This window comes from Acidobacteriota bacterium, assembly GCA_026707545.1.
Lineage (GTDB): Bacteria > Acidobacteriota > Thermoanaerobaculia > Multivoradales > Multivoraceae > Multivorans.
Genome location: JAPOWR010000001.1, coordinates 454,615 through 479,003 on the forward strand (window position 1 = coordinate 454,615; position 24,389 = coordinate 479,003).

At 67.5% G+C, this 24,389-nt stretch carries 15 protein-coding genes; 2 read left to right on the forward strand and 13 right to left on the reverse strand.

The genetic code is table 11. The features are described 5' to 3' along the window. The first annotated feature begins 36 nt into the window (after nucleotides 1-36). Nucleotides 37-3,228: a TonB-dependent receptor gene (locus tag OXG83_01805; GenBank protein MCY3963746.1), complete on the forward strand. Its 3,192-nt coding sequence runs from the start codon at nucleotides 37-39 to the stop codon at nucleotides 3,226-3,228. 84 nt (nucleotides 3,229-3,312) lie between these two features. Here the strand turns inward: OXG83_01805 and OXG83_01810 are convergent, their stop codons facing one another. The 13 genes from OXG83_01810 to OXG83_01870 form a co-directional block, all read right to left on the reverse strand. After that, a complete protein-coding gene (locus tag OXG83_01810; protein MCY3963747.1) occupies nucleotides 3,313-4,824 on the reverse strand; it encodes a VWA domain-containing protein in 1,512 nt (503 codons plus the stop codon). Nucleotides 4,825-4,864: 40 nt separating this feature from the next. Next, entirely contained in the window at nucleotides 4,865-6,421 is a 1,557-nt protein-coding gene (locus OXG83_01815) for a VWA domain-containing protein (GenBank protein ID MCY3963748.1), read from the reverse strand. Beyond that, the gene (locus tag OXG83_01820) at nucleotides 6,418-8,073 is read right to left on the reverse strand and encodes a VWA domain-containing protein (protein MCY3963749.1); all 1,656 of its coding nucleotides are present in this window, start codon (nucleotides 8,071-8,073) and stop codon (nucleotides 6,418-6,420) included. Before OXG83_01820 ends, OXG83_01815 begins: the two co-directional genes overlap by 4 nt. A gap of 4 nt (nucleotides 8,074-8,077) precedes the next feature. Then, nucleotides 8,078-9,832 (reverse strand): VWA domain-containing protein, encoded by a 1,755-nt coding sequence (locus tag OXG83_01825; protein ID MCY3963750.1) that lies wholly within the window; start codon nucleotides 9,830-9,832, stop codon nucleotides 8,078-8,080. A gap of 33 nt (nucleotides 9,833-9,865) precedes the next feature. Continuing rightward, nucleotides 9,866-11,539, reverse strand: coding sequence for a VWA domain-containing protein (locus OXG83_01830; GenBank protein MCY3963751.1), 1,674 nt, complete (start codon nucleotides 11,537-11,539; stop codon nucleotides 9,866-9,868). Next, nucleotides 11,536-13,239: a VWA domain-containing protein gene (locus OXG83_01835; GenBank protein ID MCY3963752.1), complete on the reverse strand. Its 1,704-nt coding sequence runs from the start codon at nucleotides 13,237-13,239 to the stop codon at nucleotides 11,536-11,538. Before OXG83_01835 ends, OXG83_01830 begins: the two co-directional genes overlap by 4 nt. Before the next feature lie 121 nt (nucleotides 13,240-13,360). Beyond that, entirely contained in the window at nucleotides 13,361-14,749 is a 1,389-nt protein-coding gene (locus OXG83_01840; GenBank protein MCY3963753.1) for a tetratricopeptide repeat protein, read from the reverse strand. Continuing rightward, complete coding sequence (locus tag OXG83_01845) at nucleotides 14,746-16,293, reverse strand: CRTAC1 family protein (protein ID MCY3963754.1); 1,548 nt, start codon at nucleotides 16,291-16,293, stop codon at nucleotides 14,746-14,748. The genes OXG83_01840 and OXG83_01845 overlap by 4 nt, the downstream gene beginning before the upstream one ends. 215 nt (nucleotides 16,294-16,508) lie before the next feature. Beyond that, nucleotides 16,509-16,913, reverse strand: a complete 405-nt coding sequence (locus tag OXG83_01850) for a DUF1761 domain-containing protein (GenBank protein MCY3963755.1) — start codon at nucleotides 16,911-16,913, stop codon at nucleotides 16,509-16,511. 78 nt (nucleotides 16,914-16,991) lie between these two features. Next, nucleotides 16,992-17,462 carry a hypothetical protein gene (locus OXG83_01855; GenBank protein MCY3963756.1) on the reverse strand — a complete coding sequence of 157 codons (471 nt, stop codon included), beginning with the start codon at nucleotides 17,460-17,462 and terminating at the stop codon, nucleotides 16,992-16,994. A 23-nt stretch (nucleotides 17,463-17,485) separates the two neighbouring features. Continuing rightward, nucleotides 17,486-19,468, reverse strand: a complete 1,983-nt coding sequence (locus OXG83_01860; protein ID MCY3963757.1) for a thiamine pyrophosphate-binding protein — start codon at nucleotides 19,466-19,468, stop codon at nucleotides 17,486-17,488. Then, nucleotides 19,465-19,935, reverse strand: coding sequence for a c-type cytochrome (locus OXG83_01865; protein ID MCY3963758.1), 471 nt, complete (start codon nucleotides 19,933-19,935; stop codon nucleotides 19,465-19,467). Before OXG83_01865 ends, OXG83_01860 begins: the two co-directional genes overlap by 4 nt. Nucleotides 19,936-19,971: 36 nt before the next feature. After that, nucleotides 19,972-22,362 carry a penicillin acylase family protein gene (locus OXG83_01870; GenBank protein MCY3963759.1) on the reverse strand — a complete coding sequence of 797 codons (2,391 nt, stop codon included), beginning with the start codon at nucleotides 22,360-22,362 and terminating at the stop codon, nucleotides 19,972-19,974. Nucleotides 22,363-22,438: 76 nt separating this feature from the next. On the opposite strand from OXG83_01870, the gene OXG83_01875 reads away from it, so the two are divergent. Further along, nucleotides 22,439-24,373: a TonB-dependent receptor gene (locus OXG83_01875; protein MCY3963760.1), complete on the forward strand. Its 1,935-nt coding sequence runs from the start codon at nucleotides 22,439-22,441 to the stop codon at nucleotides 24,371-24,373. Nucleotides 24,374-24,389: the final 16 nt, after the last annotated feature.

The following is a 24,389-nucleotide window of genomic DNA, read 5'->3' on the forward strand; positions in this document are numbered from 1 at the left end:
TGGCTGGCTAGCCAGAAACCAAAGGAGGATCGGCTCATGAAACGCACCCTGGCTCTCATCGGAACCCTGGTTCTCGTGGGACTCGCGCCGCCCGTTGCGGCAGATAGCCCCGAAACCGGGGTCGTCCTCGGAAGGGCCGTCGACTCGAATGGAGCCCCGATGCCCGGCGTCACCGTGACGATCGCGGGCGATCGCGGCGAGAGGGTCGCGATCACCGGCGAGGAGGGCGGTTACCGGTTCGCTCTGCTCCCTCCGGGACCGTACACGGTCAGGGGATCTCTGGAGAGCTACGCCTCCCCCGAGGCGAACGTGACGGTCGCCGCCGGCGGCCGCGCGCAGATCGAGTTGAGGATGGTGCTCGAAGCGGCCGGCGAGATCACGGTCACCGCCGAAACGCCCGTGATCAACAAGTTCGAGGTCACCTCGGCGGGCTCGGTCTCGTCGGACATCGCGTCGAACGTTATCGGAGTCAACTCGGACTACTTCTCGAATCTCCGGATGATGCCGGGCGTGACATCGGACGGCGATCTCGCCGACCAGTACCCCGGCGTCAACGGATCGCGTTGGCAGGAGGCCGCGGTCTTCGTGGACGGCGTGGACACGACGTACACCCGCCGGGGGGGATCGCGGATGTACCTTCCCAACCTCGCCGTGGCCGAGACCAATCTGCAATCGACGTCGGGCAGCGCCGAGTACGGACGCGCCACTGGCGGGGTGGTCAACGTGATCACGAAGTCGGGGACGAACATCTTCCACGGTCAGGCACTGGGCTTCCACCAGCGGGGAGACTGGGTTACCGAGTACCAGTCGCACCCGGAACTGGAGGAGCGCTGGGGCTGCAGGGCGAGGGAGATCTTCAACCCGCAGAACGTCCCGTTCGCTCCCTCCTGCGACGCGGACTTCTTCAAGCGCGAGGAGCTCGAGAAGCAGAACAAGGTGACGAACTATCAGGCGTTCCTCGGCGGACCGCTGTCTCGGAACAAGCTGTGGTTCGCCGTTTCGCTCGCGGAGACGAACAGCTTTCAGAGCCAGGAACTCTTCAGCGGCGACATCGTCGACAACAGCGCCTACGTCGAAGGACGGCTGGCGAAGCTCGACTACCAGCCCAACCCCTCGAACAGCCTGCAGTTGAACTACAACGCCTCGCCGCTCGACATCACCTTCCTCCTGGGCGATTTCCCCGCGGACAGGTACAGCGCGACGCCGCACGAGTTCGGTGGAGAACTGATCACCGGGAGCTGGAACTGGACGGCCAGCCAGGACCTGTTCATGGAGTTCAAGCTGTCCGCGCATGACTCGAGCGAGCACAAGCGCCTCAACGCCGGCAGCGGTTTCGACCTCGAGTCGGCGCTCCTGGAGAAGCAGCAGGATCCACGCTATCCGCCGAACAACTTCGGGCCTCACAGCCCGGGCAACAACTCCCACGGCTACATCGGCTACCGGGGCGGCGAGTGGCACCTGTTCAACGGTTGGTTGCTCGACAACGGCTTCGGCCTGAACGACTACCCGCGTGATCAGGCGAACGTGCGGGCGACCTGGTTCGCTAGCGAAAGCCACGAGGCCCTCTTCGGGGTCGACTGGCAGGCGGTCGGCTGGGAGCAGGACCTGCAGCGGAACAACGTCTACTTCGGGCAGGAGTTCAACGCATCGAGTCCCACCGGTTTCAACAACTGCGGACTGATCGACTGGCCGACGACGACGTACTACTGCCACTACGAGAACTACACGCCACCCGACCTGGTGGGAACCGAGCGGCTGCGAGGTACCAAGTCCTCCAACCTTGCCGGCTTCGTGCGGGACCGGTTCACGGTCGGCGACAACTGGGCCTTCAACCTCGGCCTGCGCTACGAGGACCAGGTGCACAAGAACGACGTGCGCCGAACGGTGGTCGACTCGCAGAGCGTCTCGCCGCGGCTTCTCGCCTCCTACGATGTGAAGCGGGACGGCTCGATGGTGTTCCACCTGAACCTGGCGCGGGCCTACCAGCATCTGAACCAGGAACTGGTGAACAACTACCTGCTCGAGGGCTGGAACGGTGTCAACGCGTACGACCGCATCGTGTACTGCGCCCCGATCGACGCGTTCTACATCGAGGTCTGCGACGGCCCGGGCTACACCGGTCTGCTCGGCAAGCTCCGGCCTGGCGAGATGTACCGGCAGATCGACGCCGGCACGATCCCGGCGGTGAACATCGAGCCCTACTACAAGGACGAGGTCGACCTCATCTATAGCTGGTCCTTCGGTTCGAGACGGCAGTGGTTCTTCCAGGGCAGTGCCATCTACTGGGAGTACCGGAACTCGATCGGCACCACCGAGCAGCGGCTGCCCAACGGCGACTACTTCAGGTTCACCGAGAACTACAAGGACTACGAGCGAGTGCTCGGCGCCCTCGGCGTGGTGGATCCCCAGGTCATGGCCAACTTCGAGGAGGGCAAGCGCACCTACGAATCCGTGCAACTGCAGCTCAACAGGTTGTTCAGGAACGACTGGGCGCTCTACAACAACTTCACGTACGCCGATGCCCAGGGGCACTACTGGGGCGGCCTGTTCGACAACACGAACTCCGACTACGGCCGCAATCTCGATGTCGTCCTGAATCAGGGGCATATCAACGGCTGCACGCGAGAACAGGTGCCGGTGACCGGGCCCGACGGCACCGTACTCGAACGAAAGTACCCGATGGACTGCCAGGCGCTGCTGGAGCCGTTCCTGGGCGTGCCGGTGTCGACGATCAACCGCTACGGCACTGTCCACGAGAACAACAAGTACGTGTGGAACACCTACGGGTTCAAGAACTTCCGGATCGGCAGCCGCGGTCACAGCGTGATCCTGGGAGGCGGCTTCCAGTGGCGGTCGGGCAAGCCCTGGCAGCGGACTGAGGGAGCGTCCCTCGGAGAACCTTGCGACACGCAGTTCTGGGAACCGGGCTTTGCACTCGAGTGCGACCCCAGCCAGTTCCTGGTCGACAGCGGCACGGGTCTCTACCTGGAGCCTCGGGGCACGCGTGACCCCTTCAACTCCCTATGGAGTGCGAACCTGAACGTGATGTACTTCTTCCCGCTCGGGTGGAGGGAGGACTTCAGGGGCTTCGTCCGCGTCGATGCCCAGAACATCACGGACAACCAGAAGCTGCAGCGGATCAACGGCGACGGCGAGGTCAGTGCCTCCCGCTACATCGGCTGGCAGTCGCCACGCCGTTTCAATGTGGTGCTCGGCTTGAGCTTCTAGGCCGGAAGACGGCGTTCGGCTGCGGTGTGTTCACCGCAGCCGGGCCGGCCTTGAGGGGAGCCCGGCTTCGGCCGGGCTCTTCTTCTATCTCGGTCCGACCGTGCCCCGGCGCGACAGGATCTCGCCTGTGACAGGGTCGTAGACTGCGGCCAGGTAGCGATGCTCGCGTTTGAGGATCGGCAGTTCCGTTCCGTAGATGAAGGTCTTTCCCGGAGGCGGCGCCTCCGAGTAGAGGATCGGGATCCTGCTGCCCAGGTTCTTCGAGTGGTCGCCGTACTTGTCGACGACCGAGATCCTGAACTCCACCTCGTTCCGCCACTGCCCGCCGATCGGGAGCAGGGTCAGATCGTCTACCGGAATCGTGACCCACATGGGCACGAGGATCTTCCTGAATCCGGCCCTGCGCGGCGTGCCGAAACGAACTTGCAGGGCGCCCTCGCCCGGCGTGCTGCCGAACATCAGCGAACCTTCGACCAGCATCGTGAACTCGGCGCTCCTCGACATGTCGAGGTAGTGCGTGCGGGTGCGGACGCGTAGGCCCTGGCGGTCGATGAGCCGGACCTCGATGTCGTGTCGCATGTCGTTCTCGTCGCGCGGCGGCTCGAAGCCGAGCCAATAGTACGAGCGCGTGTCGGCCACCGTCTCGGCGAGCGCGACCTTGCGGTAGGCGTTGATCATCGCCTTGCCGCCGGTCTCGTGGGCGAGGAACCACAGAGCCGCCTCCGGAACCTCCACCGAGGTGTTCATCAGGAGCGCGCCTGTGCCGGGGTCGAGACCGAAGGTGGGGCGAAGGCCGGCCATGTCCACCGGGTAGACGGTGTAGCCGACAAGATTGGCGGTGGTCACGAGAGGCTGGTAGACGTTGCCAACGCTTTCCCAACAGGTTCCTTCCTGCCAGAACGACGAGAACGCCCAGGAACGGGTCGGCGTGCAGTAGGTCTCGACCAGCAGGAGCATCACCTTGCGGCCCGGAACGTCGGCCAGGCTGCGGATGCTGGCGGTGGCGGCCATGACGGTCCGCCGGATCTGATCCTCGAGATTGCCCAGACCGAGGATCCGCGTCAGGCCGAGCGCCTTGCGTTCCCTCGCCTGCCCGATCGCCTCCTCCATCTTGTGGCGTGAGTTCGTCCAGTCGGTCAACCGGGTGACGTTGTAGCCGTCGAAGGCGACGATGGCTACCTGGTCGGACGGGTTGAGCAGAGCCAGATCCCTCTCGAGCCGATTCAGGAAACCGTCACGCTGGCGGCGGATGGCGAACAGCTCGTCGATGAAGATGAGGAAGTTCGTGCCCACCTGCTTATCCGGTGTGAGCGTCGGCACGCCTCCGATGCGGTCGTCGCGGGTGGCAACCGCCAGTCCCCCGTCGATCTCGGTGAAGTAGTCGATCGGCGCGGGCTTGCCGTCGACGAGGAGTTCGAAGTCGTTCGCCTCGAGCCCCCGAACCCGGTTTCCCTTCCTGTCGGTGACGACCGCTTCCACGTTCACGACGCGGACGTCCATCACGTCGGAGAACAGGTTCGGCAGGGGGGCTTCCTGGGCCGCGGCCGGGAGCGCGGCCAGGAGCATCGTGACGACGGGCACCATGGCGGCTTTCACGGCGACTTCCTTTCGTACCTTGGCCCTTCTTCTGCTTACCCTACCGGGCGCCCACCGTCCCGCTCGCCGAAAGCAGCTCGCCGGCGAGCGGGTCGTAGACCGCCGCGACGTAGCGGTGCTTGCGCTTCCGGATCCGGAGGTCGGTCTCGAAAACGAAACGGTCGCCCGGCGAGGGCTCGTTCGGAATGGCCACCGTGACCTTCGCCGCCGGCGGCACCGCCTGATCGCCGAACCTGTCCATCAGCCTGATCCTGAACTCGAGCTCGTTGATCCACTGGCCGTCCATCGGCAGCAGCTCCACCTCGTCGAGAGGAATCGTCACCTTCATCGGCACGAAGATCTTCCGGAACCCGGCCTTCCGGGGAGTGCCGAAGTCGACGTTCAGGGACCCGGCGCCTGGAGAACCGCCGAACAGGAGCGCGCCCTCGACCAGCATCGAGACTTCGGTCGCCTTCGACATGTCCACGTAGTTCTCCCGCGACCGGGCACGGAGGCCGCGGTGCCCGGGCAGGCGAACTTCCAGGTCGTGAACCCTGTCGTCCTCGTTCCGGGGGGGCTCGAAACCGAGCCAGTAGTAGGAACGCGTGTCCTCCGTCGCCTCGGCAAGGGCCTTGTTGCTGAAGGAGTTGATCATGGGAAGCCCGCCGGTCTCGTCGGCCAGGAACTGGAGGACGTCATGGAATCGCCGCTCGGGCGACTCCATCAGTGAGTACCCGCCAATAGCACCCGTGAAGGTTGAAGTGAGGCCTGTGGCTCCGAAGCCGCTGATCGGAAAGTTCGGGCCGCGCAGGCCCGGAAGGTCGATCGGGTAAAGGCTGTAGCCGACCAGGTTCGCCGCACTGACCAGAGGCCCATAGAGCCGGTTCAGCCTTGCGCCGGCGAACGCGGCCACGTACGGCGACCCGGAGTCCCAGAAGTCGGACACGGTGGCCCACCCCTCGATCAGCAGCAGCATGACCTTGCGGCCCGGTGCGTTGGCGAAGCTGCGCATGGTGCCGGCGGCGGCCATCACCGAGCGCCGGGTCTTGTCGCCCGGCTCCGAGCCCATGCCGTACCTGTACAGCAGTCCGTAGGGCGTCCGCTTCCTGGCCCGCCGCAGCGCGGCCTCGATCTCATCTCCCGAACTCGTCCAGTCCGTGAACCGCGTCAGGTCGTGCCCGTCGAAGGCGACGACCGCCACGCGGTCGGCCGGTCCCAGGTGGGCCAGGTCCTGCGCGAAGCGTTCCAGCACGCGGTTTCTTCGTTGCTGGATCGCGTGCAGGTCGTCGATGAAGATCAGGTAGTTCGTGCCGACCTGCTCGCCCGCGGCCAGCGTTGGCACTCCGTCGACGCGCTGGTCGGCCGTGGCCAGCGCTCTGCCGTCGTCGATCTCCGTGAAGTAGTCGATCGGTACCGGCTCACCGTCCACGCGGAGTTCGAAGTCGCTTGCCTCGAGACCCCGAATCCGGTTTCCCCTCCTGTCCGTGACGACGACCTCGACGTTGACGACGCGGACGTCGATCACGTCGGAGAACAGGTCCGGCAGGGGGCTCTCCTGGGCGGCGGCGGGGAGCGTGGCGAGGACCAGTGTCGCCACAAGGGGCCTGTGGAATCTCAACGGCGTACTCTCCTCTTGGGCTCTGGCCGTTGGCTGGAGCCGACCTCTCCGCTGCTCGACAGGATCGCGCCCGAAAGAGGGTCGTAGATTGCCGCGACGTAGCGGTGCTCGCGTCTTCGAATCACGATGCCTGTGTCGTAGGTGAAGGTCTGGCCCGGCAGCGGAGCCGCGGGACCGAGAATCGGAATCCTCCTGACCGGGATCTCGGAGCGGTCGCCCCGCTCGTTGATCACGGTGACCCGAAACTCCAACTCGTTCATCCACTGACCGCCGATCGGCAGCAGGGTCAGATCGTCGAGCGGGATCGTGACCTCCATCGGCACGGCGATCTTCCTGAATCCGGCGCGCTCGGGGGTGCCGAACCGCACGTCGAGCGAGTCGGTCCCCGGGGAGCCGCCGAACAGCAACGAACCTTCGACGAGCATGGTGACCTCGGTGCTCTTCGACATGTCCATGTAGCTCTCGCGCGCACGGACCCGGAGGTTACGGCGCCCCACCACGCGCACGTCGATGTCGTGCAGCACGTCGTTCTCGTCGCGTGGCGGCTCGAATCCGAGCCAGTAGTAGGAGCGGGTGTCGTCGGTGGCGATGGCGAGCGCTTCATCTCGCTGCGCATTGATCATGGCCAGACCTCCGGTCTCGCCGGCGAGGTGTCGGAGTGCCGCCTGCCGCGACCACTGGGAGCTTGCGCTGGGGAAGAGGGGGAAGGGGTTGATGAGCCACGAATCCACCAGGTCGTCGCCCACGTAGAACGGATTCCTGTGGGGATAGGAGAGGGGGTGGCTGCGTGGATGGCGGAACGCGGTGATGTCGTCACGGGACAGCCCCAGATCGACTGAGAATCGTAGACCTGGAAGGTTGACCGGATAGAGCGTGTAGCCGACCAGATTCGCCGCATCGACCAGGGGGCGGACAACGTCCCATGTGCTCGTGTAGAGGCTCACCGGCGAAGCGAGCGTCGAGCGACCGAACGAGTCGACCGACCCGCTCCAGCCATCGGCGAGCAGCAGCATCGCCTTGCGGCCCGGAGCGCCGGCGAAACTGCGAACAGTAGCCGTAGCGGCCAGGACGGCTCGTCGCGTCTGCTCCGTCTGGTCGCCGAGACCGGTCATCCTCATCAGGCCGAGACCCTTCCGCTCCCGCGCCTGCTGCAGCGCGTGCTCGATCTCGTCGCGGGAGTTCGTCCAGTCCGTCAGCCGCGCGAGGTTGTACCCGTCGAAGGCGACGACCGCAACGCGGTCGGCAGGGCTGAGCAATGCCAGGTCCTGCTCCAGCCCGTTCAGCACCCGGTCCCGATCGCGCCGGATTGCCGAGAGTTCATCGATGAAGACGAGGTAGTTCGTGCCTACCTGTTTGTCGGGCGTCAGCGAGGGCACGTTGCCGACGCCGTCGTCGAGCGAGGTCCTTGCGCGCCCGTCGTCGATCTCGGTGAAGTACTCGATGGGCACCGGCTCGCCGTCGACCCGGAGTTCGAAGTCGCTCGCCTCGAGCCCCCGGATCCGGTTCCCCTTCCTGTCCGTGACGACGACTTCGACGTTGACGACCCGGACGTCGATCACGTCGGCGAACAGGTCCGGCAGGGGCGTGTCCTGCGGGGCGGCGGGGAGGGCGGCCAGGAGCAGAGCGGCTGCCGCGATCGGATGGAACTTCACGATCTCATCCTTCTTCGCCTGCCTCCCGGCCCGACTTGGGCCCTACCGTTCCCTGGGCCGAGAGGACGGCGCCGGTGAGCGGGTCGTAGACCGAGGCGACGAACCGATGCTCATGGGAGCGAAGCAGGAGCGTCGTCTCGAAGACGAAGACGGCTCCCGGCGGCGGCGCCGACGCTCCGGAGATCTGGACCTTCTGGATCGGCGTGTCGGACCGCTCGCCGCCCTCGTTGATCAAGGTGACCCGGAACTCCAGCTCGTTCATCAAGCGATCGCCCATCGGCAGCAGCGCGATGTCGTCGAGCGGGATCGCGATCTCCATCGGCACGTGGATCTTCCGGCCCCTGGTGGGTTCCGGAACGCCGAATCGCACCCCCAGCGTTTCCTTGCCGGGGGCGCCGCCGAACAGCACCGCGCCCTCCGTCATCATCGTGACTTCGGCGCTCCTGGACAGGTCGAAGAAGCTCCGCCGCGACCTGACGCGGAGGTCGGGATGCCCGATCACGCGCACCTCGATCTCGTGGAGTTCGTCGGTCTGGTTGACACGCGGCTCGAAGCCGAGCCAATAGTAGGAACGCGTGTCGGCCGCGGCCTCGGCGAGGGCCACGTCTCTGAAGGCGTTGATCATCGGCAATCCGCCGGTCTCGTAGGCAAGGTACGCGAGCGCCCCCTCCTGGAACCACTCGGCGTTGATTCCCTCGGGGACACTGAAGGCACCTGCCGTCGTCGTGACCGTCGGGTCGGCAAAGTCGCCTTCGTTGTACCCGGTGGACGCGTCTCCGATACCGAGGGGACTGTTTCGGAAGGCGGGGTTCAAGCCGGGAAGGTCGACCGGATAGAGCGTGTAGCCGACCCGATTCGCGGCGTGCGCCAGCGGCCCGTAGAGGTCCTCCAGGCTTGGAGGAAGCGGTCCAATCGGGTTCACGCTTTCCCAGGACGGCACGCCCCAGCCGTCGGTGAGGATCAGCATCACCTTGCGGCCCGGAGGGTCCCCGAAGCTGCGCAGCGTCGTCGCGGCCGCCAGGACGGATCGGTGGATCTGGCGCTCACGCTTGTTCTGGAGCAGCGATGTCGAGGAGCGCCGCACGTCGAGGAGTCCGGGCTGGTCGCCAACGCCAGCTTGAGCGAGGGCTTCGCCCGCCTGGTCGGTGCCGGCCGAGGGCATCGCCACCGGGTCCAGGTCGGCTCTTCGCATGAGCCCGAGCGCCTTGCGCTTGCGCGCCTCGCGCAGGGCATCCCGGAGCTGGTCGTCCTCGTTCGTCCAGTCGGTCAGGCGTGCGACGTTGCCGCCGTCGAAGGCGACCACGGCGACGTGATCCTCCGGATGGAGTTCCGACAGGTCCTTCTCCAGCCGCTTGAGCACCCGGTCACGGTTCTTCTTGATCGCGAAGAACTCGTCGATGAACACGAGATAGTTCGTGCGCACCCGCTCGTCGGGAGGGACGGTAGGCGCCGCGCGCGGAGTTTTCCGCGGTGCACCGCTCTCGGGGGTCGCGCTGGTCTCCGACGTCGACCGGGCCATTCCGTCGTCGATCTCCGAGAAGTAGTCGATCGGCACCCGCCAGCCGTCCACCCAGAGTTCGAAGTCCGAGACCGGCAGTCCGCGGATCCGGTTTCCGTCCCTGTCGGTGACCACCGCTTCGACGTTCACGACCCGAACGTCGATCACCTCGGAGAACATCTCCGGCGCGGGGGTCTCCTGCCCGGCGGCCGGGAGCGCGGCGAGGACCAGGGCGACCAGGAGTACGGGTGGACATCTCATGGACTCTCCTCAGGCGTACCGTTCAGCGTCCGTTCACTCTATCTTTGGGGACGGTCCCCTCGGGTCGCGAGAAGAGTGCGCTGGTCCCACCTCGCCGCTCGCCGAGAAGATCGCCCCGGACAAGGGGTCGTAGACCGCCGCGACGTAGCGGTGACTGCGCCTGCGGAGGCGAAGGTCCGTTTCGTAGATGAACGTCTCGCCGGGCGCCGGCGCTTCTGGTTTCAGCACCGGGATTCTCCGAACCGGCAGCGGCGACAGGCGGCCGCGTTCGCTGAGAGTGCTGACCCGAAGTTCGACTTCGTTCATCCACCGGCCATCCATCGGCAGCAACTCCAGGTCGTCGAGAGGGATCTCGATCGTCATCGGCACGGCGACTCTCAGGAAGCCGGCCTTGCGCGGCGTACCGAAGCGCACTTCGAGGGTGTCCGCGCCGGGGGATCCGCCGAATAGCAGCGAGCCTTCCAGGAGCATCGAGAGTTCCGTGCCTCTGGACATGTCCAGGTAGTGCTTCCGCGCCCGGACACGGAGGCCGCGGTGGCCGGCGAGACGCACCATGATGCGGTGGAGCTCGTCATCGTCGGCCCGAGGGGGTTCGAACCCGAGCCAGTAGTACGAGCGGGTGTCGGCGGCGGTCTCAGCGAGGGCTCGATCGCGGAAGGAGTTGATCATCGGCTGCCCGCCCGTCTGCGCGGCGAGGAAGCGGAGGACATCGTGCTCTCGCGTTTCCGTGTACCACTGTCCGTAGGCGGTCTCGGTGAACGAACGGTCGAAGCGAGTTTGATCCGACCCGAACCTGGCCAGATAGGAACCAGGGTAGGAGACGATGTTGCTGCCACGCGAATCGCCGGTGGAGAGGTACTCGCCACTTGGTCTGGACCAGCTCGCGGCCGCGCCCATCCCGGACTCCCTGGTCCTGGGCCTTGGTCTGAGCCCGGGAAGGTCGATCGGGTAGAGGCTGTAGCCGACCCTGTTGGCGGCATGAACGAGAGGGCTGTACAGGCTTTGCATGCTCGGCTGGGTGGTCCGAAAGCTGTTCGGCGCACTCCAGTCCTGCGCCAGGAGCAGCATCACCTTGCGGCCCGGAGCATCGGCGAAACTGCGGATCGTTGCCGCCGCGGCCATCACGGTCCTCCGGGTGGGCCCTGACCCGCTGCCCACGTCGAGTTGTCTCGCGCGGCCGTGTGCCTTGCGCTGGCGCGCCTGAACCAGTGCCTGGATGATCCTCGGGCGAGAGTTCGTCCAGTCCGCGAGCAGGGACACGTCGCGGCCGTCGAAGGCGACGATCGCGACGCGATCCGCCGGATTCAGCGATGTCAGATCCCCTTCGAGACGGCTCAGCACCCGGTCGCGGTGGTGTCCCTGGGCGTGCAGATCGTCGATGAAGATGAGGTAGTTCGTGCCCACCGGCTCATCCGCGGACAGGGCCGTCGCGGCCGGGACCTGATCGTCGGTGGAACTTCGCGCGTAGCCGTCGTCCACCTCCGTGAAGTAGGCGATCGGTAGCGGTTTCCGGTCCACCAGGAGTTCGAAGTCGGAGGCCTCGAGACCCTGGATACGGTTGCCCTTCCTGTCGGTGACGACGACCTCGAGGTTGACGACGCGGACGTCCATGACGTCGGAAAACAGGTCGGGTAGAGACTCATCCTGCGCGGCGGCGGGAAGTGCCGTGACCAGCAACAGAGCGGAGATGGTCTGACGGAGACTCACCTGGCGCCCTCCGGCGAGGCGGTTGTTCCGGCGTCAGGTCCAACCTTCCCCGTCGCCGACAGGATTGCGCCGGAAACAGGGTCGTACACCGCCGCGACGTAGCGGTGCGGGCGCTTGCGCATCACGAGATCCGTTTCGTACACGAAGGTGTCTCCAGGCGACGGCGCTCTTGAGCCGTGGATCGGGATCTTGTCAATCGGCGTTTCGGAGCGGTCGCCGTGTTCGTCGATCAGCGTCACCCGGAACTCCAGTTCGTTCATCCAGAAGCCGCCCATCGGCAGAAGTTGAACGTCGTCGAGAGGAATCGACACCTCTACCGGTATCGAGATCTTCCTGAATCCGGCCTTGCGAGGTGTGCCGAAGCGTGCGTCAAGGACGTCCTGGCCCGGCGAGTCGTCGAACACCAGAGCACCTTCGACGAGCATCGTGACTTCGATGCTCCGGGACATGTCCAGGTAGTGCTTTCGGGCGCGAACGCGCAGGCCGCGGCGCCCGGGCAACCGCACCTTGATGTCGTGCAACTCGTCGTTCTTGTCACGAGGCGCTTCGAAACCGAGCCAGTAGTAGGTGCGCGTGTCCTCGGCGGTTTCCCCGAGGGCTCTGTCGCGGGACGCGTCGAGCATTGGCAGTCCGCCGGTCTGCGTGGCCAGGAACCGGAGGACCTCGTGCCCGTTCTCTCTCTTGCACCACCCTTGGAGCGACGGGGTCGGGATTCGGAGTGATCGGCTGGACGCGCCCAGGGTCCAGCCGCGGTCGTCGTTGTAGCGGGGGTCGCCGGTGGAGGAGGTGGTCCAGAGTGCACCCCACCAGGGAGCGCCGGAAGCGCCGAGTTCGTTGAACCTTGAGTCGCCGGTGGAGGAAGTCGTCCAGGGTGGGCCTGGCGAACAGGTGACCATGTCCCGGAATCCGGGGAGATCGATCGGATACAGGCTGAAGCCGACCTGATTGGCGGCGTGGACCAGGGGGTTGTACAGGCTTTCCGTGTCGCCCCAGGGCGGAGTGGACTCCATGATCGTCAGCCCGCGGGCCGGCCTGCTCCAGCCGTCGGCCAGGAGAAGCGCCACCTTGCGGCCGGTGGCGCCGGCAAAGGCGCGCACCGTGGCTGTAGCGGCCATCACGGCTTTCCGCACCTGATTCTCTCGGGCGCCCCGGTCGGGCAGCCTCGCGCCGCCACGGGTTCTGCGCTGCCGCGCCAGCGACAGGGCCTGGCTGATCTTCTGGCGGGAGTTGGTCCAGTCCGTCAGCCGGGAGACGTCCGTACCATCGAAGGCGACGACGGCGACGCGATCCGCCGGGTTCAGCAGAACAAGATCCTGCTCCAGCCGGCTCAGCACCCGATCACGGTGCTGCCGTACCGCGTGCAGGTCGTCGATGAAGATGAGGTAGCTCGTGCCCACCGGCTCGTCGTTGACGACCGACGGCACTCCAGGGATTCCGTCGTCGAATGAGCCTCGGGCGTGACCCTCGTCGACTTCTGTGAAGTGGTCGATCGGTACCGGCTCGCCATCCACCAGGAGTTGGAAGTCCGAGGCGTTCAGACCACGGATCCGGTTGCCCCTCCTGTCGGTGACGACGGCCTCCACATTGACGACGCGGACGTCGATCATGTCGGAGAACAGCTCGGGCAGCGCCTCTTCCTGTCCCCAAAGGGGGACGTTCGCGCTAAGCAGGGTGACGGCCGCGGTCCAACCGAGCCTCAAGACGACTCTCCTACCTTGTGTTCAGGATCAGGACAGCCAGATGACGTGCAACGTCTGTGCCGATTGGTCGACCTTCACGCAGGGGCCTCGACGCGAAGCTCGGCCGCGAACCCGAGCCGGCTCAGCGACCGAGTTGAGCGAGTCGCCGCCGGAGTCGGGCGACCTCGGGGCTCTCCGCTTCCTCGGCTAGGTCTAGCGCCTTTTCGAACTGGACGGCGGCAGCGTCCTGCAGTCCGCTGTTCGCCATCGCCTCGCCGACATTGGTGAGCAGCTGGATCAGGGCGTTTCGGGTCGGGGCGTCCTGGGGACGAGCCTGGTAGGCCCGGTCGAGGACCTCCACGGTGCGGACGACATCGCCCTGCTCGGCGCTGATGATCGCGATGAGCAGCATCATGTTCACGTCGCCGGGGTTCAGGTCGAGAGCCTCTTCAGCCATTGCGAGTGCGCCGCTCAGGTCGCCGCTCTGGAAGAGGGCGCGGGCCAGGAAGGCGGCCACGCCCTCGAGGCCGGGATGCAGCTCGTACGCGCTTCGGGCGGCCGCAAGAGAGCCGGGCTGATCGCCGGACGCCGCGAGCACTTCGGCGAGGGCGAAGTGGAGTTCCGGCCTGGAACCGTCGACGGCGATGCCGGCCCGCAGTTCACGCTGGGCCAGTTCGAGTTTGCCGTGGACGCGGTGGGCGTTCGCTCGCCGCAGGTAGCTGCGAACGTCGAGGGCGAGATCGTGGACGCTGGAGCGGATGGGGTCGTTGCGGTAGTTGATGCGTCCCAGCGAGCGGGCGGCGGCTGCGATCTCGCGGGCGAGCTTCTGCTCGCCGGCGCGGGCGTGGGCCTGGGCCAGAGTGACGGCGAACGATCGATTCTCGGGGGCGAGTTCGCGGGCCCGGGTCAGATGCCGGACGGCGGCGACGGGATCGCCGGCAGCGAGGGTGAGGCGGCCGAGGCCGGCGTGGGCGTGGGCGTTGGCCGGCAGGAGCCGCGCTGCCCGCTCGAACTCCGCAGCGGCTTCGTCGAACTGCCCGGTCCGTTCCAAAGCCTCGGCGTAGCGGACGCGGCCCGGTGCGTAGTCGGGATCGAGGGCGAGGGCGGCGCGGTAGAGCGGCAGGCTCTCGGCGGTGGAGCGCTCGTCGACGAGGGCGGCGAGGAGGTAGGGCCAGCGAAAGGTCTTCGGCGAAAGTGCGTGGGCCTGGCGGTAGACGGCGATCGCTTCGTTGGTGAAGGTGTGCGCCTCGAGCATCATGCCGTAGCGGCCCCAGGCCTCGCCGTTCTCGGGGTCGGCGCGGAGGTCGGCCTGGAGGGAGGCGAGACGTTGGCGGACCGCGGGTTCGGCCCCGTCGAGCGGGGGTTCGGGGATCTGCTGGGCGTGGAGGGTGACGGTTGCGAGGAGGAGAAGTGCTGCGGACCAGAGTCGCGGAGACCGACGCGCGTGCGCGCCGGATGCGGACCAGAAGGTCCGCGCACCCAGAGAACGGGCGTTGCCCTGCCGAAGGTCTCTACGCAACTGTCGGTTCATCGCTGCGCCTGTCCTCGGCCCCGGATGAGTTCCACGACCTGGTTGGCGGCGACGCCCTCGAAGCTCTCGATCAGGCCGTCGGGCCAGACGACGTCGAAGCCGTCAATGGCGTCGGCTGTGCCGAGCCCAAGGTGAACGGTTGCAGGCCCCGCGGAGAGGTAGCTGCCGGATGCCTGCGCGTGGAGGAGGCGCGGGCCGCTCGCGGTATGGACCCTGATCCTGGTGCCGATCGCTTCGCGGCCCTGTCGTGGATCGATGACCTGGATCTGGAGCCAGTTCGCGGCTGCGCGGTTGGCCGGGGGCTCCGGGTCGATCGTCAGGTTCCGCAGTATCTGCGGCGGTCCGTCCAGGTTCGCGATCACCAGGTCGAGGTCGCCGTCCCGGTCGAGGTCGGCGGGAACGAGTGCCCGGCTGAGACCGAGTTCCGCCCACGGCGACGCGGAGGAGGCATCAAGGAACCGGCCGTCCCGGTTGATCAGGAACAGGTTGGGTTCGACGTAGTCGGACCAGAATCCGGGCGGGCCGCCCGGGCTCCCGGGCGTGCAAAGGCCGGTCGCGTTCTCAGCCGGCGCCAGCGCGGACGGCCTTCGTTTGACCGCGCCGTTGGCGACCGCGAGGTCGAGATCGCCGTCGTTGTCGGCGTCGAAGAAGGCGGTGCCGAAGCCGGTCAGGTCGAGGCTCGACGCGCCGAGGTCGGTTTCGATCGTCGCGTCTTCGAAGCCGGGCAGGAGGAGGTTCCGGTAGTAGGTGTTCGTCTCGGTGATCAGGTGGGTGACGAACAGATCGAGGTCCAGGTCGAGGTCCGCGTCGCCTGTGGCGATGCCCATTCCCGCCTCGCTGTTGCCCCAGCGGTTGTAGGCCGAGCCCTGGAGTAAGCCGTCGTCCACGAAGCGGCCGCCGCCCTGGTGGATCCAGAGGTTGTTCGGGTCGGCGTCGTTGGCGACGTAGATATCGACCTCGCCATCGTGGTCGAAGTCGGCAGCGACGACGCCGAGTCCGGCGTCGGTCACGGCGGTGATTCCGGCGGCTGCGCTCACGTCCTCGAACCCCCGCCCGCCCAGGTTGTGCAGCAGCACGTCGCTGACGCCCTCGAACTCGGTCGGCCCGCAGAAGTCGCGGCGGCCGCCGTGCTGGGAGCAGACCCGCTCGGGATCGAAGGCAACGTAACGGGCGACGTAGACGTCGAGGTAGCCGTCTCGGTCGTAGTCCAGCAACGCGGCTGAGGACGACCAGCCCGGCGTGGCGGAGCCCCAGGCAGCGCTCCGGTCGGCGAAGACGCCGCTGCCCTCGTTCAGCAGCACACGATCGGGGCCGACGCGGGTGATGTAGAGGTCGACGTCGCCGTCGTTGTCCAGGTCGCCGGCGGCGGCGCCCATGCCGTCGCCTTCCAGACCGGAGGCCTTCGTGGCGTCAGTGAATCCGCCGTTGTCCTGTTGCAGGTAGAACCTGTTCCCGCCGGGTGCCGGCGCGATGAAGTAGAGATCGAGGTCCCCGTCACCGTCGGCATCGAAGACGGCGGCGCCGCCGCCCATGACGGCGGGCATCGGATACGTCGAGTCCGTGCCGCTCGGCAGGACGAAGTCGAGACCGATCTCGGCCGTTACGTCGACGAAGCGGACGCGCGGTGTGCCGGCCGCGTCCGTTTCGACGCTGGCGGTTGGTGGGCCCGGTTCGGCGTCGGGTGGCGGCGAGCAACCGGTCGCCAGGACGCCGAGAAATCCGAACCGCAGACAGCCGAAAGCGCGCCTGAAGCCGATTCCTACTGCCAGGCTCCCTGGATGGCGCCGACGATGGCGAAGCCGATCGTCAGGTGCGCGGCGTTGATCAGCCAGAGCTTGAGCGACCGCTGCTCGTGCAGGTAGTTGACGCCCATCATCACCGAGGCGATGCCGAGACCGAGGAGCAGTCCGACGTGGATCCCGACCATGTAGCCCCCGCCCATGTCCATCAGGAGCATGCCGACGACGATGGCGGCGATCAACTCGAGCACCAGGGTCCCGCCCATTGTCTGGACCATGTTCACCTCGGGCGGGTTCTCCATGTCGATCCCCTGCTCGGCGGCCCATGCCTTGCCGAAGAGGACGGAGTACCACAGCGCGCCAAAGGCGTAGAAGGCGACGGCGGACACGATCACGGCGAGCCAGTTCAGGTCGGCGAGATGCATGTGCACACTCCTTTCTGCAGTTAGCGGTAGCCAATCAGTGTAGCGCCTGGTTGGGGCGGAGGTGCGGCGTGCATGCCGTCATTCTTCCGGAGCCCCGAAGTGCTCGATCATGTAGGCGTCGTAGGGGCCCGCCAGGAAGTCGAGAAAGACCTCGTTGACCAGCTTGACTGCTCTCGTGGCGGTGTACTCCCAGTCGCCGTCCAGGCAGCGCACCTCGATCGAGACGGCGCCGGCCCGGTTGCGGCATCCGGCGCCGGCCTTCGCGGCGTCGACGCGCCTGTGCTCCGGCAGCTTCTCGCTCGAGCGGCCGGCGACGAATGCGCGAAGGGCCCGGTCCATGGCCGACGGATAGGGAACGCCGGGCAAGAGATCGACGAACACCAGAGTCTTGCGCCGTGGTTCGAACCGCAGTCGGTGGGGGAACGGCGCATGCCACAGGAAGCGGCACTCCAGGCCGCCTCCGCGTGTGGCCGTCGCCCCGAACCCTTTGAAGATCCCGCGGTCCGCGTATCGCTGCAGGCAGGCAAGCAGGGCCTGGCGCGAGGTCATCTGGAGACCCTGCTAATCGAGTTCTAGTGGTAGTACGCCATGCAGCCCGGTTCGACTTTGCGAGGCAGGCCGGGCGGGTACTCGTTGGTCCAGAACTCCTTGATCGCCTGGCAGTTGATCAGCGTCGAAACACCGTCGTTGGCGGCCATCTCGTAGCTTCTCGGCAGGGCCTCCCGGAGTTCCTCGGGGGAGGTGACGTACTCGCCGCGGGCGCCCAGACCTTCGGCGATCTTGTCGTAGCGGAGGTTCTCCTGGAACAGGTACATGTGCATCGAGCGGGTGGCGCGACGGGCCGATCCGTAGACGCCCCAGGCGTTGTTGTTGTAGACGAGCATGACCGCGGGGATCCGGTACTTGGCCAACGTCTCGAACTCCATGCCGGAGTAGGCGATGCCGCCATCGCCCGTGATCCCGAACACGGGTGCGCCACGGTAAGGCTCCTGGGGGCCGACTCCGTTCATCACCGCGGCGCCGGCGCCGACCGTGTAGCCGACGTCGGGTCCGATCGCGCCGTACTGGTAGGCGCCGTTCAGGATCTGGCCGGGCCGATGGGCGCGCAGCCAGCGGCGGGTGTAGCGGGCGATGCCGTAGCCGCCGGAGACCACGGTCGTCTGCTCCTTGGGCAGGTCGCCGGAGTAGAGGAAGGACGAGAGCTCCTGCGCGATGACGGCCGGATGGATCGTGTCGGTGGCGGCGCTGTGTTTCAGTCCGAGCTCGACCCACTCCGAGTTCTGCTTCTCGAACGCGTCGCGGGCGGCGGCGAGCTCGGCCCGCCAGGACGGACGGGACGCGGACGGCAGGGCCTCGGCGAGCGCCTCGAGCCCGCCGCGGGCACTCGCGACCAGGCCGAGGTCGACGGGCAGGTTGCGGCCGATGTCGGCGGCGTCCGGATCGATGCGGATGATCCTGGCGTCCGGGTCGAAGGCGACCTCGCCGACGCCCGGCATCGAGTACTGGCCGGCGAAGATGACGAGATCGGCCGAGAGGAGCGCGTCGGGACCGGTGCTCGCCGACAGCGGATGGCTGTCCGGGAAGTGGCCCCGCATCGGCCCCGACTCGACGACCGCGATGTCGGCGCGTTCTGCGACGGTGCGCAGCACGTCCCAGGCCCGGTCGTAGAAGACACCGGTCGAGGCGACGATCATCGGCCGTTCGGAACGCTGGATCATCTCCACCGCCTTCGCCGTGTCCGCCTTGGACGGGTAGGGGTGGGACTCGGTGCGGTAGGAACTCTTGTCGTGGTAGTAGAGCAGGTCGTCGGGGGCGTCGAACTGGGCTCGGGCGACCTCGCCGGTGAAGTCCAGGTGGACGGGCCGGGGCACGCCGGTCCGCAGGTGCCGGAAGGCGTAGGCGGCGTACTCGTAGACCCGGTTCGGGGTGATCAGCCGCTTGCCGTACTTCTTCATGCCGACCGTCGTCGGCTGCTGGTAGCCGCGCTGGATGCCGCGCTCCGTGTCGTCGCCGCCGACCGTCATGTTGCTGGCGAGAACGAGGAGCGGGGTTCGGGCGGCGTTGGCGGCGCCGATGTTCATGATCATGTTCGTGAAGCCCGGTCCCTCGGTGCCCGAGCAGGCCGCGGCCTCGCCGGTGACGCGGACGAAGCCGTCGGCGGCGGCGCACATGCTCCCCTCGGTGCGCCCGCCGTAGGTGGGGATGCCCTCGGCGGCGATCGCGTTGATCACCTGGTAGTTGCCGGGGGCGCAGAAGAGCGCCTTGAGGCCCTCGTTGGCGCACGCGCGGGCGAAGACCTGGGCGCCGTTCATCGGGAACTCGGCCGGGTCGGGCGCCTCGTTGCGGGTGCGCGGGATCTCGTCGGGGATGTTGATCGGTCGGGCATCGCGGTCGGCCGCGGCCGCCCGGGCCTGGTTCGCGAACAGGGCGGCGGCGCCGACGCCGGCGGCACTGGAGGCGACGAAGCGGCGCCGGGAGACTGACTTGCTCTTGGGCGCCCCGTCTTCGCGTGTCTCTCTGGCCTGAGGCTCGGGCGTTGGGTGCGATTCGCTCATCGTCGGTTCTCCTGAGTGTGCGGTGCGCCTTCGGCGGACGTCTTCGGTCGCAGCGCCTTCGGACCGATGCTCCGCAGGTAGTGGACGAGGTCCCAGATCTCCCCGTCGTCGAGTTCGGCCTCGAACGGCGGCATGTCGAGGCCGGCGCCGAACTTGGTGGAACGGAAGAGGTCGCCATCGGTTGTGCCGAACCGCCAGCGCTCTGGGTCGGTGAGGTCGGTGGCTTCGAAGTCGATGTTCTCGAGCGCGCGACCGTCGAAGCCGTGGCAGATCTGGCAGTGCCGCAGGTAATGGGTGCGGCCCCTCTTCTGGGCGGCGTCGGTGTACGGTGTCGGGTTGACGACGACGACCGCTTGGCCGCCTGCCTGGCTGGCGTCTCCGGGAGCCTCGGACTGGCCGGCCGCCGCGGCGGCCATGCCGAGCGAGAGGAACGTCGCGAAGCGGAGCGCTCTTGTGGCAACTGTCATCGGGATGGCCCAGACAGTGTAACCGCGCCGATTCGGCTAGCGCTGGTCCACCGGAGCGGGAACCAGGTCGATCCGGGCCTCCGCTGCTTCGAGGATCGCGCCTCGGGAGTAGAGAAGCGGAAACGCCTCGTCGTTGGCCCAGGGCTCGAACAGGTCCTTGTAGTGCGGACTCCGGGGATCGCCGGACTGGCCGGGATTGTTCATCGCCACCGAGGCGTCCCAGTTGCCGACGTCGATCACCATCCGGAAGGAGGCGCCGGATCTCTGGTGGAAACTCGAGTTGTAGCTGGTGTTGCCGACCGTGTTTCCCGAACCGCCTCGGGGCGCCGAATCGATTTCGGCCGCGGCGCGCAACTCGTCCGGAAACCGGTCGGACCAGAGGTGGCGGAGCCCGATCCGGTGCAGATCGCCCCAGCGCCAGTCGGCGGGATCGGGGCCGAGGCGTTGCGTCACGTCTGCCAGCGCGCTCTTCAGGCTGGTGCGCAGCACCTCGTCGCGCGCGTGCGCCGGCGATTCGCCGAGGCGCGGATCCGCCTGTTCGATGACCTGGAGCAGGTGCTCATCGGCGAGGGCGCCGATTCCCAGTGTCCTGGCGATCCTCCGCCCGACTTCCATCTCCAGGTGATCCCGCCACCAGACCTCGAAGAGGGCGGCGGCGGCGCTGTCCTTCCCGAGTTCTCCGTTCCAGGGCTTGAGCAGTTCGAGGGCCGGCTCGATCTCCGGTGTGGGTTCGAGGTCCTGGAGCACCGCGACCAGGCGGCGAGCCGGAATCGACACGTAGTCGGCCTGCAGACGCACGGAGTCGGCGACCGTCATCGCGTCGTCTTCGGCGAGCACTTCGCCAATCCGCTGGCGGCGGTAGGGAGGCGCCCACTGCCAGCCCAGCGGGACGTCGTAGCCGGGTGGCAGGTTCATCTCGTTGGCGGTTGCGACCCAGCCGCGCTCCGGGTTGAACTCGACCGGCAGCTCATCCATGTCGCGGAAACCCTGCCACTCGTAGCGGCCGTCGCCGGGAACCGGCAGCAGGCCGTCCCAGTTCGGCCGGATCGGCGCGAGACCTCCGGGTTTCCAGCCGATGTTGCCGTGGATGTCGGCGTAGACCTGGTTCTCGGAGGGGGCGCCCCAGCGGTTCATCGCGGCCAGGAACTGGTCCCAGTTGCGCGCCCGGATGTACTCGATCGAGCCGAGATAGGGCGCCATGCCGGGTTCGAGCCAGGCGGCTCTCAGCCCGATCGCGATGTTGCTGTCGGGATCCTGGTGGAGAACGGGACCGTGGCGCGTGAAGCGGAGTTCGACTGTTCGGGGCTGGTCGCCGAGGACCGGAATCGATTCCTCGATCACGTCCATCGGCAGCCAGTTTCCGCGGTACTCGTAGAAGTCCGGTTCGCCCGGCTTCGTCCGGTAGATGTAGATGTCCTCCTGGTCGATGCTGAAGATCGTCAGGCCAAAGGCGATCGTGCCGTTGTGGCCGATCGAGATGCCGGGCAGGGCGGGCTCGCCGGCGCCGATCACGTCCAGGTCGGGCGAACTGAGGTGGACGATGTAACGGAGCGAAGGTACTGCCTGGGTGCGGTGCGGATCGTTGGCGAGCAGGGGCCGGCCGGTGGCCGTGCGATGCGGCGAGATCGCCCAGTTGTTGCTGCCCTGCGTGGCCGGATCGGGGGTGGTCGCTGCCTCCTCTTCATCGGAGTCCGAGGCTGTCGAGCGGAACGGAAGGGTCTGCGTGCCGATGCTGTGGGTCCGTCTCGCTGGCCACGAGGGGTTCGGCCCGCCTCGAAACGGGCTGAGATCGAGGCCGTCCGGCACCACCAGACGATGAGCCGGCTCGTAGCGGTCGCGAAGCGCTACGGACTCGGGTCCATGCCTTGCGACCAGCGGCACGCGGTCCAGTTCACTACGTGCGTTCCGGATCAGACCGTGGCTGCGGATCCTGGGCACGGCCTCCGGTGTCCAGTGCGAGGGCTGGTAGCCCATCACGCCGAACTCCGGCGGCATCAACTCCGGCCTCTCGAGGACCAGGTCGACGTAGGCGTTCACACCACGCGTCCAGGCGGTGACGATGCGCTTCGTGTCCGAGGCGTAGGCGAGCCACTCCGCGTGCATGTCGCCCCGGTAGAGAAAGAGCCGGGCTGCCCGATCCTGCTCGACGTAGTCGGACCCGAACACTTCGGAAAGGGTGCCCTCGCCGCGCCGCCGCCAGAGGTCGATCTGCCACAGGCGGTCGCGGGCCGCGTTCCAGCCCTGGGCCAGAAACAGATCGTCCTGGCCGGCGGCGAAGATGTGGGCCACGCCCCAGCGGTCGACCAGGATCTCGACCGGCGCATCGAGACCGGCAACCTCGAAGCGGGCCGTCTCGATCTCCTGGGCGGCCGTCGCGGCGGCGACGAGCAGGGCGATCGCCGGGGCCGTCTGGCGGAGCTTGTTCATGCGCGAGAGGGCACGATACCAACGGGTCGCTCGGCTAAGCTCTCGGCCCGTGTCTGTACAGGTCTGTTTGGTTCCCATGTGCCGCGTCACGGCTCTCGCCGCGCTGCTGCTGGCGGCGCCGGCTCTCTTCGCACAGGACAGTGAGCAGGAGGCGGAGTTGGCGGCGAACGAGCAGGAAGCAGCTCCCGAAGCTGTCTTCTACGAGACGGCCACCGTGCGCGCCAGGGCCGTCGACGCGGCAACCGCTTCGGTACAGGTCGTCGAGGGCTCGGATCTCCGGCGCCTGGCGGTCCGCGACGCGGCGGAGGCCCTGCGCCTGGTGCCCGGCGCCTGGGTGCTCGGCAACGACTCGAGCGCCGCACTGGCCGGCGTCTCCCTGCGGGGCGGCGATGCGAACTTCTCTCTCGTCCTGATCGACGGCGTGCCGATGGCCGACAGCACGGACCAGTACGGCGGCGCCTTCCCGCTCGGCAGCGTGGGAGCGGCCGAGATCGAGCGTCTGGAAGTGGTGCGCGGGCCGCTGTCGTCGTTCTACGGATCGAGTTCCCTGGCCGGGGCGGTGCAACTGATCACCGCGGCGCCGCGCGACGCGGCGCCGTTCCTCGGCTGGAGCGCCGACCTGGGCGACCACGATCACCGCGGCAGCCGGCTTTCCTGGGGCCGGGCCGGCGAGTCGTCGCACGGATCGATCAGCGCCGGGTTCCGTGAGGAGCAGGGCCGGGTCGGCGACGATGCGCTCGAACAGCAGACGGTGAGCGGACGCTGGGGCCGGAACCTGGGTGTTGCCTCGGCACTCAGCCTGTCCGCGCGCTACGCCGACTGGCAGACCGACGACTACTCGGACGGCTCGGGCGGTCCGGTCTTCGGCAGCGGCGAGCTAAGGACGTCGGACCACGGCGACCTCGGTCTGGCCGCTACGGCGGAGATCGGCGCGGGCAGCGCTTGGAGTCACACCCTGCGCTCCACGTTCTACGAACACACACTCGACCGGGCCAGTCCGCCGATCGTGCCGCTCGTGCCCCCGATCACGGAGGCCACGGAGTTCAGCGACCTGCGGGTCGCGTGGAGCGCCGCGTTCTCGCCGGCCTCCGGCGCGCCATACGACGTGAGCCTGGGCGTCGAGGGATTGAGCGAGGAGGGCCGGAACCGGAGTCTCCTGTTGTTGCCTCCCTACTTCGGTGGCCCTCTGGCGGGCGACTACCTGATCGAGCGGGAACGCGTGGGCGCGTTCGCCGAGTGGCGCTGGACCAGCGGCGGGCTGGTGGCCGAGATCGGCGCCCGGGCCGACTTCTTCGAGGGCGAGGGGGAGGAGCTGAGCCCACGGGTCGGCGTGCGCTACGCGCCGGCAGGCGGTTCGTGGTCCGTTCGGGCCTCGGCGGGCGAGGCGTTCAAGCTGCCGAGCCTGTACGGATTGGCCACGCCGCGGGCGATCGGCGGCAATCCGGACCTCCAGCCGGAGACGAGCGTCGGCCTCGATCTGGGGTTCGAGGCCCAGTCGGCGACGGGTGCTGCCCGTGGTGGCGTCACCGTGTTCTCGAACCGCTTCGAGAACCTGGTCGACTTCGACTTCGACACGTTCCAGATCGTCAACCGGAGCAAGGTGGACGCCGAGGGCGTGGAGGCGTTTCTGGTCTGGAGCCCCTCCGCGCGGGTCGGCCTCGACGTGCGCGTGACGTCCCAGGACACCGAGGACCTGGCCACCGGTCGAAGCCTGCGGCGCCGGCCGGATCTCTTCGGCGGCGTCGCGCTGCGGGTCGACCTGAGCGCCGCGGTCCGGCTGGGCCTCGAAGCGCGGCACACCGGCTCCTACCTGGACGAACAGATTCCGGCCCCGTTCCGGACTTCCGTCGCCGGCCGCGACGTCGTCGGCTTCTCGCTGGCCTGGCAGGCGGCGGATCGGTGGCGGCTCACGCTGCGCGCGGACAATGCCCTGGACGAGGACTACGAGACGCAGGTCGGATTCCCCGGCCCCGAACGGTCGGTGAGGATCGGGATTCGTTATGGGCCGTAGCGCCACACTCGGGAGG